Origin of the sequence: Streptomyces sp. NPDC001816 (assembly GCF_042892235.1) — a bacterium.
In the GTDB taxonomy this organism is placed as follows: domain Bacteria; phylum Actinomycetota; class Actinomycetes; order Streptomycetales; family Streptomycetaceae; genus Streptomyces.
The window spans coordinates 65,526-78,044 of record NZ_JBIATY010000003.1 but is presented as its reverse complement, the minus strand read 5'-3'; the positions used below and the strand labels follow the sequence as shown (position 1 = coordinate 78,044).

The window sequence follows — 12,519 nt, the reverse complement described above, 5'->3', positions numbered from 1 at the left end:
CTACCCGTGCGAGCCCGGAACGTCCCCCGAGACGTCCCCCGACACGTCCCCAGTGACGTCCTCCGTGGCGGCAGCCCTCCGCTGCCGCCACTCCCGTACGACCTCTTCGACGTCGTACGGCTTCTTGCCCAGCGGCGGGCCGGGCGGCGGCTTGAACATCATGTCGCGGATCTTCACGTTGACGTCGGTGATGATCTTCCGGACGATCCGCTCCGAGGGTGCCGCGTAGGCCGCCGCGAGCGCGTCCTCGGCCTCCTTGCGCAGCGCCAGCGCCGGCGGCAGCACCGCAAGACCCTCGCGGGCCATCTTCCGCTTGACCCACCACAGTTCGTCGTACGTGGAGTCGACGCCGGCGGGCAGCGGCTCGCCCGCGCCCGGCAGATGATCGAACTCACCCCGCTGCTGGGCGACGCGGATCTGGTGATCGACCCAGGACTCGAACGGGACACCCGGTGGCTTTCGCTCGGTCATGAACCCATTGTGCCGGACGCGACCCGGCCGGGCGTTTTATCATGCGGCGGCGGTGCACACAGTCACCGCACAAGACGTTTCCGACGTCTCAGCTTCTTCGGGTCCTCCAGGGGGAACGCACGTGCTCGAACTGACCATGGCCACCGTCTCCGGGGCCGACGCGGGCGCCACGGCCGGCATGACGATGGCCGACGCGCCCAGCGAGCCGGGCGCCGTGCTCCGGGTGGGCCGGGACGCGTCCGTGTGCCGGCTGGTCACGCCCGACGACTGGCTGTTCGTCTCCCGGGTCCACCTGGAGTTCCTGTGCGGCCCCGACGGCGGCTGGCAACTGTCCTGGCTGCGCGGCTCGCAGGCCGAGCCGTCCGCCGAAGTCCGGCTGATCGTCGGGGAGTACGCGCAGACCATCGCCTACGGCGGGGTCGTGACGCTGCCGCGCGGCGGCTCCGGCGAGGTCATAGTCCAGGACCGCACCGCGCCGCGCAGCATCAACGTGGGCTTCTTCCACGAGGCGTGAGCCCCGTCCCGCGAGGGCCTGGGTCCTGCAAGAGCCTGGGTCCGCTAGGGCCTGGGTCCCACAAGGGCCTGCGGGCTGTCAGCCCAGCACTCGGGCCAGCGCGAAGCCGTCGTACCCCTTGCTGCCCACCGTCTGGACCGCGGTGCCGGTCAGCCTGGGGTGGGCGGCGATCAGTTCGACGGCGGCCCGGGTGCCGACGATGTCCGGTTCGGTGCTGTCGGCGTCGGCGACCCGGCCGCCGCGCACCACGTTGTCCACGACGATGAGGCTGCCCGCGCGCGAGAGCCGCAGCGCCCACTCCACGTAGTGCCGGTTGTTGGCCTTGTCGGCGTCGATGAAGACCAGGTCGAAGGGGGCCGGGTTCTCGTCGGCGAGCTTGGGCAGCGACTCCAGGGCCGGGCCCACCCGCACCTCCACGATCCGGTCCAGGCCCGCCCGGGCGATGTTGCGCGTCGCCACCTCGGCATGCTTGGCGCTGTACTCCAGCGAGATCAGTCTGCCGTCCTCCGGCAGGGCGCGGGCCAGCCAGATCGTGCTGTAACCGGCGAGGGTGCCGATCTCCAGGATGTGCCGGGCACCCTGGATCTCGGCGAGCAACTGGAGGAACTTGCCCTGCGGGGCCGTGACACTGATGTGCGGCAACCCCGCGGCCTCGCTCTCGCGCAGGGCCGCCTGGAGCACATCGTCCTCCGGTGAGAGATGGCTGCTGAAGTAGAAGTCGACGTCGTCCCAGAGCTGCGACCCGCTCATCGCCTGCTGCCTTTCCCGAGTGTCCCTCGGGTCAATTCCCGAGGCTTCCTGCCTTCACCTTGAATGGTCTCAGCCGATCGGCGCGGACGGGGGCAAAGGCGGCGGGGACTGCACGGGCGGCGGGGGAGTCACCGACCGCCGCGAGCGCCGTACGACGACCAGCGCGACGACTGTGAGGGCCGCGAGCAACCCCAGCAACCCCCCACCGACGGTGATCAGCCACGCCGGGATCCCGGCCACCTCGCGCAGCCGGTCCTCGTAGACGACGTTCTGGACCCGGGTGTCGACGGCCGCGCGGCGCAGCTCGTGGTCCCCGGAGATCCGGGCCGGGTCCGGGAACCGCTGGGTCAGGGCCGTCAGGTACGGCGTCCCCTTGGCGAGCGCGCCCAGCGAGCCGCCCGGCTTGTCGAGGCGGCCCGCGAAGACGACCTCGGGCTGCTCCCCGCCGATCGTCGTGCGCGTCTTCATACGGTGCGCGGCGAGGACGTACAGGCCCAGGGACTGCGGGGTGCGGGCCAGGCGGGACAGTCGCATCGGGTAGACCGCGCGGTCGCTGGCGAACGTGAGGTGGATCGGGTCGAGGGCGCCGTAGAGGGGGGTGCGCGAGGCCTTCGGGGCGAGCCGGACGGCCACGTACTCCCAGTGCCGGTCGATGTACGGCTGCAGTGCGGTCCTCAGCCTGGCCGGGAAGGTGAAACCGTGCTCGTGCAGCCAGGTGTCCAGCGCCGCCGGGTCGGTCGCGGTCAGCCGGGCCACGTCGAACGGGCCCAGCCGCTGCCGGCCGACCACGCCGACGCCGTCAGCTGCGGGGGGCGCGGCGGCGCCGACCTCGTCGTGGCTGTCGAAGGGCCAGTCGCCGTTCTGCGGCCAGAAGTGGTACCGGGTGCGATGCACCGGAGCCATGGCGGCGGCCAGCTGGCCGAAGAGGTCCGGGTCACCGAGGCGGACCGTCGCCCGGTGCGGGACCGGCATGATCCAGGCGGCCCGGTCGGCGTCCCCGCCGACCGTCAGCCGCATCACGATCTGCTCCTGCCGCCCGTCCCAGCGCAGCACGGACTGCTCACTGGAGACCGCGATCCGCTGCGAGGGGTAGGGGACCATCGCGCCGCATCCGCAGGCGTATGCGGGGGCGATCAGCCAGCTGAGCTGGACGCCGAGGAGGGCGAGGACAACTGCGAGTATGCGGCCGCGTTTCACGGGGCTACAGACGGTGCCGGTACGTGATCGGTTCCGACGACGGCAGGTGGTGCACTGCCACTGCCACGGCCTCTTGCGCTGTGGCGAATACGCCGAGGTCCTGGGTGATGAACCCCCTGCCCACTCCGTACGTGTCGTCGTTCGCGATCAGGCACGGTCCGACCGTGGTCAGGTCCGGGCGGGTGGTGGTCGAGAAGCGCAGCGCCCAGTGGCTCGTGAACGGGTAGAGAGCGCGCAGCGCCGGCTCCGCGTGCGCCGCCTCGAGCAGGTTTTGGTACGTCGCCTGCCAGGCGTACTCCAGATCGGCCGCTTCCTGGAGCATGCCCTGCCATTCGGATTCCGTCAGGCGCGCGGGATCGTTGTCGGGCACCTCGAACCGGCCCGTCAGGTGCACGAATGGGGCCACCTGTCGGATGTCCTTCAGGGCCGCCCCGTCGTGCCACGCTCGGGCGGCCTTGGCGACCTGCGCCAGGTCGTCCGTCCAGCCGTCGATGAGGGGCATTCCCTGGAAGGATTCCTCACCGCGGATCGACCACAGCTGTTCGTGTGACCAGGGTCCGATCTGCAGCGGCTTGCGGTGCGGCAGGACGCTTGCGACGCTGGCGAAGCGCAACGGATCAGAGATCGAGGCCGTGACGGGGACGGTGTCGAGGCAGCCTTCCGCCTGGGCTCGAAGTGCTGTGGCGAGACTGCCGCAAGCCGCGACGTCGGGATGCAGGGCAGCGGGATCAGGTGAGGCGGGCATGGCTCTGATTCTGCCCGAGCCGCCACTCCGGCCCCCCTCCGATACCGCACTCGAACCAGATCGTCTTCCCGCCGCCGAGGCTCGGTGCCACGCCCCACTTGTCGACCACGGCGTCGAGCAGGCACAGGCCCCGCCCGCCTTCCGATTCCTGGTCCAACTCGGCTTCCAGGCAGGGGAGTCGAGCAGAGCCGTCGGTCACTTCGGCCCGCACTCCCGCTGTCTGCCGTGCGATGACGAGGGTGCAGCGGCGGTCGGACACATGCCGTACGACATTGGTGACCAGTTCGCTCACGCCCAGCTCCACGGCGAACGTCAGCTCCGTCAGCTCCCAGTCGTCGAGCAGCGAGCGGACGATACGGCGGATGTGACGCACCGAGTGCTCTCCGACGGTGAGGCTCATGCGGTAGTGGGGGAAGTGGTAGTTCACGGGACGAGACTGACCTTGGATCACTACGGTGGGCTACAGGATGAACACAACGGGTCCGAGAGGGGACTTGGCATGGTGAACATCAACACCCTCGACCCGGGCGCCTCACCGCTCGATTACTACGGCTATGAGCTGCGCCGCTGTAGAGAGGCGGCCGGTCTGACGCAGCGGCAGCTCGGGGAGATCCTCAATTACACGGGGTCGCTGGTGGGGCAGGTGGAGACGGCCCGGAAGCTGCCGACGCCCGAGTTCAGCGAACGGGTGGACGCGGCGCTGGGGACGGGTGGGTTATTTTCGCGCCTCGTTGAGCTGGTGATGCGAAGTCAACTTCCGGCCTGGTTTCAGCAGGTGGCGGAACTCCAAGCGCGGGCAGCGGGGATCTACTCCTTCGAGATGGGCATGGTGCCTGGTCTCCTGCAGACGCGGGCATACGCGCGGGCGGTGCTCGGGGCGCTCGACCAGACCGACCTCGACGACCGTACCGCCGTACGACTGGACCGACAGCGCATCTTCGAGAAGGAGGAGCCGCCCGTTTTCTGGCTGGTCCTCTTCGAGGCGGCTCTGAACCTGGAGATCGACGGACCCGAGACCATGCGGGAGCAACTGGCCCACCTCTTGTCCTTCGAGCACAACCCCCTGATCAACGTCCAAGTGCTGCCGTTCAAGGCCGGGGCGCACGCAGGAATGACAGGCTCGTTCGATGTCTACCGCTACGCCAGTGACCCAGCCATCGTCTATACGGAGGGCTACGGCAGCGGGCACCCGACTGCAAACCCGGACACCGTCAAGGACTGCTCGCTCCGTTACGATCATCTTCAGGCCGCCGCCCTATCCCTCAAGGACTCGGCGGAGTTGATCCGGCGCGTGATGGAGGACCGCTATGGAGAGCAACTGGCGTAAGTCCAGCTACAGCAGCGACCAGGGCGGCAACTGTGTAGAGGTCGCCGAATTCCCCGGCGCCACCGTAGCCGTACGCGACTCCAAGAACCCCACGGGCCAGCGGCTCGACTTCCGGCCCGAAGCCTTCAACGCGTTCCTCGGTTGGACTACAGCCGCTGGATGATCGTCCCCGTGGCCAGTCCACCGCCCGCGCACATCGTGATGAGCGCGAACTCCTTGTCGGTGCGCTCAAGTTCGTGCAGGGCGGTGGTGATCAGGCGGGCCCCCGTCGCCCCGACCGGATGCCCCAGCGCGATCCCACCGCCGTTCACGTTGACCTTCTCCAGGTCCTGCTCAAACACCTGAGCCCAGCTCAACACCACCGACGCGAAAGCCTCGTTGATCTCGACCAGGTCGATGTCCTTCAGGGACATTCCGGCCTTGCCCAGCACCGCCTTGGTCGCGTCGATCGGACCATCCAGATGGAAGTGCGGGTCGGCACCCACCAGCGCCTGTGCCACGATCCGCGCCCTCGGCTTCAACTTCAGGGCGCGGGCCATCCGCTTGGAGGCCCACATGATCGCGGAAGCGCCGTCCGAGATCTGTGAGGAGTTGCCGGCCGTGTGGACGGCCGTGGGCATCACCGGCTTCAGTCCCGCCAGCGCCTCCATCGACGTGTCCCGCAGCCCCTCGTCCTTGTCGACAAGGCGCCACATGCCCTGCCCGGCGTGCTGCTCCTCCTCGGTGGTGGGGACCTGCACGGCGAAGGTCTCCCGCTTGAAGCGCTCCTCCGCCCAGGCGTGTGCAGCCCGTTCCTGTGACAACAGGCCCAGTGCGTCCACGTTTTCCCGCGTCAGCCCCCGGTGCCGGGCGATCCGCTCGGCCGCCTCGAACTGGTTGGGCAGGTCGACGTTCCACTCGTCGGGGAACGGCTTGCCCGGGCCGTGCTTGGAGCCCGAACCCAGCGGCACGCGCGACATGGCCTCGACGCCGCAGCTGATCCCCACGTCGATCACGCCCGCCGCGACCATGTTGGCCACCATGTGCGAGGCCTGCTGCGAGGAGCCGCACTGGCAGTCGACGGTCGTCGCCGCGGTCTCGTACGGCAGCCCCATGGTCAGCCAGGCGGTGCGCGCGGGGTTCATGGACTGCTCGCCGGCGTGGGTGACCGTGCCGCCGACGATCTGCTCGACCGCGTCGGCGGGCATGCCGGTGCGGCCGAGGAGTTCACGGTAGGTCTCGCCCAGGAGGTAGGCGGGGTGCAGATTGGCGAGCGCGCCGCCGCGCTTGCCGATGGGAGTGCGTACGGCTTCGACGATCACGGGTTCGGCGGCCATGGGTGCGGGTCCTCTCCGAGAGGGCTCTCCTCCAGAACTAGTACGCGTTCTAGTTCTCTGTGCAGTCTGCTGACGTGATGTCCATCACCGCAAGGGTCTTGCAGGTGCCGAAGTCGCGATCTGCACGAACTCCGCACGGATTGGGGGTGCCGCACCCCTTGCCAGTTTTAGAACCCGTTATTACGTTCACGGCACTTGCTGATGGACCGTCAGATGGCTGGGAGTCGCCCATGCACTGCCCCGCGCTGCCCGACGGGTTCGACTTCACCGACCCCGACCTGCTGCACCACCGTGTGCCCTTCCCGGAGTTCGCCGAGCTGCGCCGCACCGAGCCGGTCCGCTGGATCCCGCAGCCGCACGGCCTGGCGGGCTTCGCCGACGACGGCTACTGGGCCGTGACCCGGCATGCGGACGTCAAGTACGTCTCCACGCACCCCGAGATCTTCTCCTCGACCCTCAACACCGCGATCATCCGCTTCAACGAGCACATCGAACGCGACGCGATCGACGCGCAGCGGCTGATCCTGCTGAACATGGACCCGCCCGAGCACACCCGGGTGCGCCAGATCGTGCAGCGCGGTTTCACGCCCCGCTCCATCCGTGCCCTGGAGGAGCGCCTGCGGGCGCGCGCCGGGGCGATCGTCGAGGCGGCCCGCGCCCGCTCCGGGCCCTTCGACTTCGTCACCGAGGTCGCCTGCGAACTGCCCCTGCAGGCCATCGCCGAGCTGATCGGCGTACCGCAGGAGGACCGGTCCAAGATCTTCGACTGGTCCAACAAGATGATCGCCTACGACGACCCCGAGTACGCGATCACCGAGGAGGTCGGCGCGCAGTCGGCCACCGAGATCATTGCCTACGCGATGAACATGGCCGCCGAGCGCAAGCAGTGCCCGGCCCACGACATCGTGACGACGCTGGTGGCGGCGGAGGACGAAGGCAACCTGAACTCCGACGAGTTCGGCTTCTTCGTGCTGATGCTGGCGGTGGCGGGCAACGAGACGACCCGCAACGCCATCACCCACGGCATGCACGCCTTCCTCACCCACCCCGACCAGTGGGACCTCTTCAAGCGCGAGCGCCCGGCTACGACGGCCGAGGAGATCGTCCGCTGGGCTACCCCGGTCAACTCCTTCCAGCGCACGGCCACCCAGGACACGGAACTCGGCGGTGTGCAGATCCGGAAGGGCGACCGGGTGGGCCTCTTCTACGCCTCCGCCAACCACGACCCGGAGGTCTTCGCCTCGCCCGATGCCTTCGACATCACCCGTGACCCCAATCCTCACCTCGGCTTCGGCGGTGGCGGCCCCCACTTCTGCCTCGGCAAGTCCCTGGCGGTCCTGGAGATCGACCTCATCTTCACCGCGATAGCCGACGCCATGCCGGACCTCCGCCTGGTCGGCGACCCCCGCCGGCTGCGCTCGGCCTGGATCAACGGCGTCAAGGAACTCCAGGTCACCACGGCCTGACCCACCGATCGGGGCCGACGGCTTCCGGCACCGCCGGCCCACCCCGAGGGAGGCAGGAACATCCCGTCCCTATGCCCGGTTCCTGCCTCCCCCGAGGTCTGGGTGCGGCGAGACACGCGGAGTCGTCGGCCTGCCGGGCCGGGGCTCGGCATCGCCGAGGTCGTAGACGGCTCCCGACTCACGGCGCGGTGTGCTCACGAGCAGCCAGCCGACGATCCGTCCCCGCGTGTCCCGGACCTGCCAGGGATCGGGGCCCGCCCCCCAGTACACCCGCTGCTCGGAGCGTTCTCCGGGGGCGAGCCGACCGCTCATGTCGTGGCAGTCGTGCCCACGGCTGTCGCCGCATTCGAACAGGACGGCCGGGGACCCGGTGTCGTTGACGAACACGACCGAGCTGAAGTTGGCGGAGTCCGTGGGATCCAGGCCGGCCGGATCGCAGGCACTCAGAACTCCCACGACGAGTACGGCGACCGGCCAGGTTCTGCGCCGAGAAGTACCCACGTTCAGGCTCCCGTTCGGTGACGACGCTAGTGTCTGGGCCCGATGGATCGCCTGGGGGTGGCGATCCCGGTCACAGGGGGAGTGTGCACGTGGGGAATCGGGCGGCGAGACGCGGGGTGCTCGTCATGATCGGAGCTGTTCTGGTCGCGGGGTGCGGGAGCGGGCACGAGCGGCCGAGTGCGACCGAGACGGCCCGGGCGCGGGCGTCTCATGCTGCGGATGCCGCGCCGCTGAGCGTCCGGCAGCTCAAGGCCCTCACCTTCCGCGACGGGGAAGTGCCTCAGGTACATGGGGGTGAGGTGCCGTTGGAGCCGAGCCATGCGGAAAAGGGCGGCGGCAGGACGTTCCCTCCGGTGTCGGATCCGGCGTGCCAGGTCGTGATGGACACCCGTGACGCGAAGGGGTCGTTCGCCCGGATCTCGCAGATCTTCAACTGGAAGGACAGCATCTGGCCGGGGGCGTCGACCCTCGCGTCCTATGAGGGGGGCAAGGCCGTCGCGGCCTTCGGGCGTCTCCAGGGCGGTCTGAAGACCTGCCGGTCCTACACCGGCACCGGCTGGGTCGGCCCGTTCAAGGCGGAGTTGACGCCCGAGAAGGCGCCCCGCCTGGGGGACGAAGCCGTGAGTTACGAGGTCGCCATCCCCATGCCGGAGGACAAGCGGCTCAACCAGTACCAGTACACCGTCGTCCGGGTCGGTTCCGTCATCGTCACCTTCAGCACACAGGACCTCGGCAGGCACGCCTCGTTCCCGGCCGACCTGATGCGCAAACAGGTCGAGCGGATCAGCGCTGCGCAGCGGAAACGCTGAAGCCGGCAGCCTTCCGGAGGCGGTCGGCTACAGGACCGCCTCCGTGGATCCGCTGTTCAGATACGTGAATCCATACTTCTCCCGTTCCTGCTCCCAGTCGGCATAGGTCGGTTCCGTCTGCTCTCCTCCCGGAGTCTCCAGATCGGCGACCAGTGGTGTGATGGGGGTGCTGTTCTCCTTGCCCAGCACCCACCACAGAGTGATATGCCTGGGCCTTCTCGTGAAGTTCAGGATCTGATTGCTGTAGTGGACGGGCACCTGGTACCTGATGTAGTCGGAACCGGCGTCCGCCCCCGCGTAATCCGTGACCCACTTGGGAACTTTTTCCTTCTTGTCGGACCATGAGTAATAGGTGGTCGGGGCGGCGCTGTAGATCATTCTGTCCTTCCTCAGCAAATAAGCCTCGCTTTGGATCTGGACAGCCCGGAACGTCTTGGTCGGCAACTCGATGGTTTTTTCTTGGGTGTACTTTTCGCCCGGATTCAACTCGTAATCGCCGAGCTTCTGGAGCAATCCGATGCTGACGGTGTAAGCCTGCGGCTTGTCGGCGTACGTATGCAGATCGGTCAATGCGTCGGTGTCGATGTCCTTCTCCCACTTCTTCAGGTCTCTGGGGTTCTCGTAGGCCGACTTCCAGTCGAGCCCGGTGAGCGAGTAGCTCGCCCCGACCACGTACGCGCCTACCTCGCCGGTGTTCTCCAACTCGAACGTCACCGGCACATACGTGGTGACCTCGTCTTTGTGAATGCTTCCGATCTTCGCGGACATGATGACCGTCATGGGAGACGAATAGGGCTCGTAGATCTGCGAGTAGACGAAGTTGGCGGCGGTGATGAGCGCAGTGAAGGAGACGATGGCCGCGAAGTTGCGTCGAAAAGTGATGTCCCGCCACGCTTGCCGGCGGTGAAGGAGATCCCAGAGCGCCCAGCACGCCCACACCGAGAGGCCGAGCCAGAGCCAGAGCCAGGGTGTGTACTCCCCGATCTGAACCGTCAGAAGGAGCAGACCGGCACCCAGTGCGGCCAGTACTCCGAAGAGAGTGATCGCGGTCGTGTATTTCGTTCCGCGTCCGAGGAGCCTGTCCACGACGACGCAGATGGCCGCGACGAGGGCCGTCAGTCCCGCGGCGACCAGAAGGCCCCCGGCAAGCCGGCCGGCGTAGGACAGCGCATGAATGATGTCCTGCCGTCCCAAACAGATGAGTACGGCCGAAGCCGCGACGAGGCCGGCGATCATGAGGGCGCCGGATATCTTTCCGCGGAGGTTCGCGGGAGGTCTGAGTCCCATGACGCCATGCTCATGCCCTACAGCTCGGTGCGCCCGGGTTGTTACTCCGAACAGACGAGCTATTCCCGACCCGACGCCACCACGGCCAGCACCCCCGACAGCGCCGCCGCGAGCAGCAGCGGGATGCCCAGGCCGTGGTGGAGGACCAGCCAGGCGCCGAGGGCGGCGCCCGCGAGCATCGCGAGCACCGCCGCCGTGCGGCGCGGGGAGCGGTGGCCCGTGGCGTCGCCGAGGCGGGACTCGGAGGCCAGGCCGGTCAGGGTCATGGTGAGGACCGTGGTCGTCAGGTCGGGGATGCCCAGTTTGCGGACCGTCGCGTTGCGCAGGCCCATCGCGAACGCGGTGAGGGCGATGAGTGCGTAGCGGGTGCCGGTCGTGTCCGGCCAGGCGAAGGCCACCGCCGCCGATCCCCCGACCAGGAGCGTCTCCGCCGTCAGGGTCAGCCGGGCCCACCTGCGCCGCGAGCCGTCGCCGTGCCGGGCCGCCACCCGGCCGCCGGTCGCCGCGCCCAGCAGGAAGGCGGCCAGTGAGGTCGCGGTGTGCGGGACGGAGAAGTCGGGCGCGCCGGCCGCCGCGAAGCCGAGCACCACCACGTTGCCGGTCATGTTGGCCGTGAAGACCCGGCCCAGGCCCAGATAGCTGACCGCGTCGATCAGGCCGCTGACCACGGTCAGCGCCAGGAGTACGACCACCAGCCGCACCCCCCGCGCCTCCGGGTCGGGCAGGGGCGGTGACGGCGTCGTCATGCTTCCTCCGGTCGGCCGGACGGGCAGGGTGGTGACAGGTCCACCACGGGCGCGGGGGACTCTCGGATGTCCCGGCGAAGCGTGCGTCCGTAGCGTTCGGGACATGACAGAGGACACGCGCAAATCAGGAGAAAATAAGCCCAGTTGGCGTATGCGGAAGGCGGGTGCGGTCGCGGCTGTCGCGCTGCTCGCCGGCGCGGCCGCCGCTCCGGCCGCCGTCGCCGGGCCGCGCGGCGACCGCCGGGGAGAGGTGGTGTCCGTCGTGCCGGTCGCCCGGCACAGCCGTGCCGAGGTCGCCCGCGGCCTGGTGGAACTTCAGGTGGGGACCGACTCGCTGCGGTACGGCGTCCGTGCGTACCGGGTGACGTACCGCACCGTCGACCCGTACGGGCGGCCCACCACCGCGACCGGTCTGCTCACCCTGCCCGAGGGCGGCGGCCGCACCCTCGACCTCGTCTCCGACACGCACGGGACCATGACCGACCGCGCCTACGCACCCTCCGTCGCGGAGGACGCGCGGGCCCAGTCGTACCTCTTCGCCTCGGCCGGGCACGCCGTCGCCGCGCCCGACTACCTGGGGCTGGGCAAGGGGCCGGGCCGCCATCCGTACATGGACACGCGGTCCGCCGTCACCGCCTCCGTCGACATGCTGCGGGCGGCCCGGACGGCCGCGGGCCGACTCGGGCGCACGGTGAACGGGAATCTGTACGCGACCGGCTTCTCGCAGGGCGGGCAGGTCGCGATGGCCGTGGGCCGGGCGGTGCAGCACGGGGACGCGCCCGGATTCCGGCTGAAGGCGCTGGCGCCGGTGGCGGGGCCCTACGACCTGGCGGGGACCGAGGTGCCCGCGCTCACGGACGGGCGGGTCAACGGCATCAGCGGAGTGCTCTACATCTCCTACTTCCTCGTCGCGCAGAACCGGCTGCACCTCATATACAAGGACCCGTCCGAGGTGTTCCGGGCGCCGTACGCGGACCGGGTCGAGGGGCTCTTCGACGGGCGGCACGAGGAGGAGGACATCGTCCGGCAGCTCGCCCCGAACGTGCGGGAGCTGCTGACGGACGACTTCTACCGGCAGCTCACCCGGCCGACGGGAGCCTTCCGCGAGGCGCTGCGGGCCAATGATCACAGCTGCGACTGGAAGCCCGACGTGCCGGTGCGGCTGTACGCCGGCGACAACGACACCGACGTGCCGATCGGCAACGCCCGGACATGCACGCGCACCCTCGCCGAGCAGGGGGCGAGGGTGCGGGTGCTGGATATGGGGCCCGTCGACCACGGAGGGTCGTACCGGGCGGCGCTGGCCGGCATCGCGCGCTTCTTCGGCGGCGCGGTGGCCTGGGGCCGGGTGGCCTGAGGCCGAGGGGGCCTGGGGCCGGGGGGCCGGGAG

General features: G+C 69.2%; 15 protein-coding genes. 6 read left to right on the top strand and 9 right to left on the bottom strand.

All coding sequences use genetic code 11. The features are described 5' to 3' along the window. Window positions 1–471, bottom strand: coding sequence for a DUF1992 domain-containing protein (locus ACFYZZ_RS11370; RefSeq protein WP_389173924.1), 471 nt, complete (start codon window positions 469–471; stop codon window positions 1–3). Between the two features lie 121 nt (window positions 472–592). On the opposite strand from ACFYZZ_RS11370, the gene ACFYZZ_RS11365 reads away from it, so the two are divergent. Next, complete coding sequence (locus tag ACFYZZ_RS11365) at window positions 593–985, top strand: hypothetical protein (RefSeq protein ID WP_386572236.1); 393 nt, start codon at window positions 593–595, stop codon at window positions 983–985. A gap of 78 nt (window positions 986–1,063) precedes the next feature. Here the strand turns inward: ACFYZZ_RS11365 and ACFYZZ_RS11360 are convergent, their stop codons facing one another. From ACFYZZ_RS11360 to ACFYZZ_RS11345, 4 genes are all read right to left on the bottom strand, one after another. After that, complete coding sequence (locus tag ACFYZZ_RS11360) at window positions 1,064–1,735, bottom strand: O-methyltransferase (RefSeq protein WP_389173921.1); 672 nt, start codon at window positions 1,733–1,735, stop codon at window positions 1,064–1,066. 69 nt (window positions 1,736–1,804) lie between these two features. Next, window positions 1,805–2,932 carry a DUF2330 domain-containing protein gene (locus ACFYZZ_RS11355; protein ID WP_389173918.1) on the bottom strand — a complete coding sequence of 376 codons (1,128 nt, stop codon included), beginning with the start codon at window positions 2,930–2,932 and terminating at the stop codon, window positions 1,805–1,807. 4 nt (window positions 2,933–2,936) lie between these two features. Further along, window positions 2,937–3,677 (bottom strand): DUF6193 family natural product biosynthesis protein, encoded by a 741-nt coding sequence (locus tag ACFYZZ_RS11350; RefSeq protein ID WP_389173915.1) that lies wholly within the window; start codon window positions 3,675–3,677, stop codon window positions 2,937–2,939. After that, a complete protein-coding gene (locus ACFYZZ_RS11345; protein ID WP_389173913.1) occupies window positions 3,661–4,104 on the bottom strand; it encodes an ATP-binding protein in 444 nt (147 codons plus the stop codon). The genes ACFYZZ_RS11350 and ACFYZZ_RS11345 overlap by 17 nt, the downstream gene beginning before the upstream one ends. Before the next feature lie 72 nt (window positions 4,105–4,176). Between ACFYZZ_RS11345 and ACFYZZ_RS11340 the strand changes: the two genes are divergently transcribed. Then, window positions 4,177–5,004: a helix-turn-helix domain-containing protein gene (locus tag ACFYZZ_RS11340; protein WP_389173911.1), complete on the top strand. Its 828-nt coding sequence runs from the start codon at window positions 4,177–4,179 to the stop codon at window positions 5,002–5,004. Further along, complete coding sequence (locus ACFYZZ_RS11335) at window positions 4,985–5,167, top strand: DUF397 domain-containing protein (protein ID WP_389173908.1); 183 nt, start codon at window positions 4,985–4,987, stop codon at window positions 5,165–5,167. The genes ACFYZZ_RS11340 and ACFYZZ_RS11335 overlap by 20 nt, the downstream gene beginning before the upstream one ends. On the opposite strand, the gene ACFYZZ_RS11330 is transcribed toward ACFYZZ_RS11335, so the two are convergent. Further along, window positions 5,151–6,320, bottom strand: a complete 1,170-nt coding sequence (locus ACFYZZ_RS11330) for a steroid 3-ketoacyl-CoA thiolase (protein WP_389173905.1) — start codon at window positions 6,318–6,320, stop codon at window positions 5,151–5,153. The two genes, ACFYZZ_RS11335 and ACFYZZ_RS11330, sit on opposite strands and share 17 nt — an antisense overlap. Before the next feature lie 230 nt (window positions 6,321–6,550). Here ACFYZZ_RS11330 and ACFYZZ_RS11325 point away from each other — a divergent pair, with 230 nt between their 5' ends. Further along, the gene (locus ACFYZZ_RS11325; RefSeq protein WP_389173902.1) at window positions 6,551–7,786 is read left to right on the top strand and encodes a cytochrome P450; all 1,236 of its coding nucleotides are present in this window, start codon (window positions 6,551–6,553) and stop codon (window positions 7,784–7,786) included. 69 nt (window positions 7,787–7,855) lie between these two features. Here ACFYZZ_RS11325 and ACFYZZ_RS11320 read toward each other — a convergent pair whose 3' ends face one another. Then, window positions 7,856–8,287 (bottom strand): hypothetical protein, encoded by a 432-nt coding sequence (locus ACFYZZ_RS11320; protein ID WP_389173899.1) that lies wholly within the window; start codon window positions 8,285–8,287, stop codon window positions 7,856–7,858. Between the two features lie 125 nt (window positions 8,288–8,412). Between ACFYZZ_RS11320 and ACFYZZ_RS11315 the strand changes: the two genes are divergently transcribed. Next, window positions 8,413–9,096 carry a hypothetical protein gene (locus ACFYZZ_RS11315; protein ID WP_389173897.1) on the top strand — a complete coding sequence of 228 codons (684 nt, stop codon included), beginning with the start codon at window positions 8,413–8,415 and terminating at the stop codon, window positions 9,094–9,096. A 27-nt stretch (window positions 9,097–9,123) separates the two neighbouring features. Here the strand turns inward: ACFYZZ_RS11315 and ACFYZZ_RS11310 are convergent, their stop codons facing one another. Further along, a complete protein-coding gene (locus tag ACFYZZ_RS11310) occupies window positions 9,124–10,383 on the bottom strand; it encodes a hypothetical protein (protein WP_389173894.1) in 1,260 nt (419 codons plus the stop codon). A gap of 59 nt (window positions 10,384–10,442) precedes the next feature. Then, on the bottom strand, window positions 10,443–11,129 hold the full coding sequence (locus ACFYZZ_RS11305) for a YoaK family protein (protein ID WP_389173890.1): 687 nt from the start codon (window positions 11,127–11,129) through the stop codon (window positions 10,443–10,445). A 103-nt stretch (window positions 11,130–11,232) separates the two neighbouring features. Here ACFYZZ_RS11305 and ACFYZZ_RS11300 point away from each other — a divergent pair, with 103 nt between their 5' ends. Beyond that, window positions 11,233–12,486, top strand: coding sequence for an alpha/beta hydrolase family protein (locus ACFYZZ_RS11300; RefSeq protein WP_389173887.1), 1,254 nt, complete (start codon window positions 11,233–11,235; stop codon window positions 12,484–12,486). Window positions 12,487–12,519: the final 33 nt, after the last annotated feature.

Coding starts and splice junctions, on each gene's coding strand:
- ACFYZZ_RS11370 (WP_389173924.1), bottom strand. CDS start 471: ATGACCGAGCGAAAGCCACCGGGTGTCCCGTTCGAGTCCTGGGTCGAT.
- ACFYZZ_RS11360 (WP_389173921.1), bottom strand. CDS start 1,735: ATGAGCGGGTCGCAGCTCTGGGACGACGTCGACTTCTACTTCAGCAGC.
- ACFYZZ_RS11350 (WP_389173915.1), bottom strand. CDS start 3,677: ATGCCCGCCTCACCTGATCCCGCTGCCCTGCATCCCGACGTCGCGGCT.
- ACFYZZ_RS11340 (WP_389173911.1), top strand. CDS start 4,177: ATGGTGAACATCAACACCCTCGACCCGGGCGCCTCACCGCTCGATTAC.
- ACFYZZ_RS11335 (WP_389173908.1), top strand. CDS start 4,985: ATGGAGAGCAACTGGCGTAAGTCCAGCTACAGCAGCGACCAGGGCGGC.
- ACFYZZ_RS11330 (WP_389173905.1), bottom strand. CDS start 6,320: ATGGCCGCCGAACCCGTGATCGTCGAAGCCGTACGCACTCCCATCGGC.
- ACFYZZ_RS11325 (WP_389173902.1), top strand. CDS start 6,551: ATGCACTGCCCCGCGCTGCCCGACGGGTTCGACTTCACCGACCCCGAC.
- ACFYZZ_RS11315 (WP_389173897.1), top strand. CDS start 8,413: ATGATCGGAGCTGTTCTGGTCGCGGGGTGCGGGAGCGGGCACGAGCGG.
- ACFYZZ_RS11310 (WP_389173894.1), bottom strand. CDS start 10,383: ATGGGACTCAGACCTCCCGCGAACCTCCGCGGAAAGATATCCGGCGCC.
- ACFYZZ_RS11305 (WP_389173890.1), bottom strand. CDS start 11,129: ATGACGACGCCGTCACCGCCCCTGCCCGACCCGGAGGCGCGGGGGGTG.
- ACFYZZ_RS11300 (WP_389173887.1), top strand. CDS start 11,233: ATGACAGAGGACACGCGCAAATCAGGAGAAAATAAGCCCAGTTGGCGT.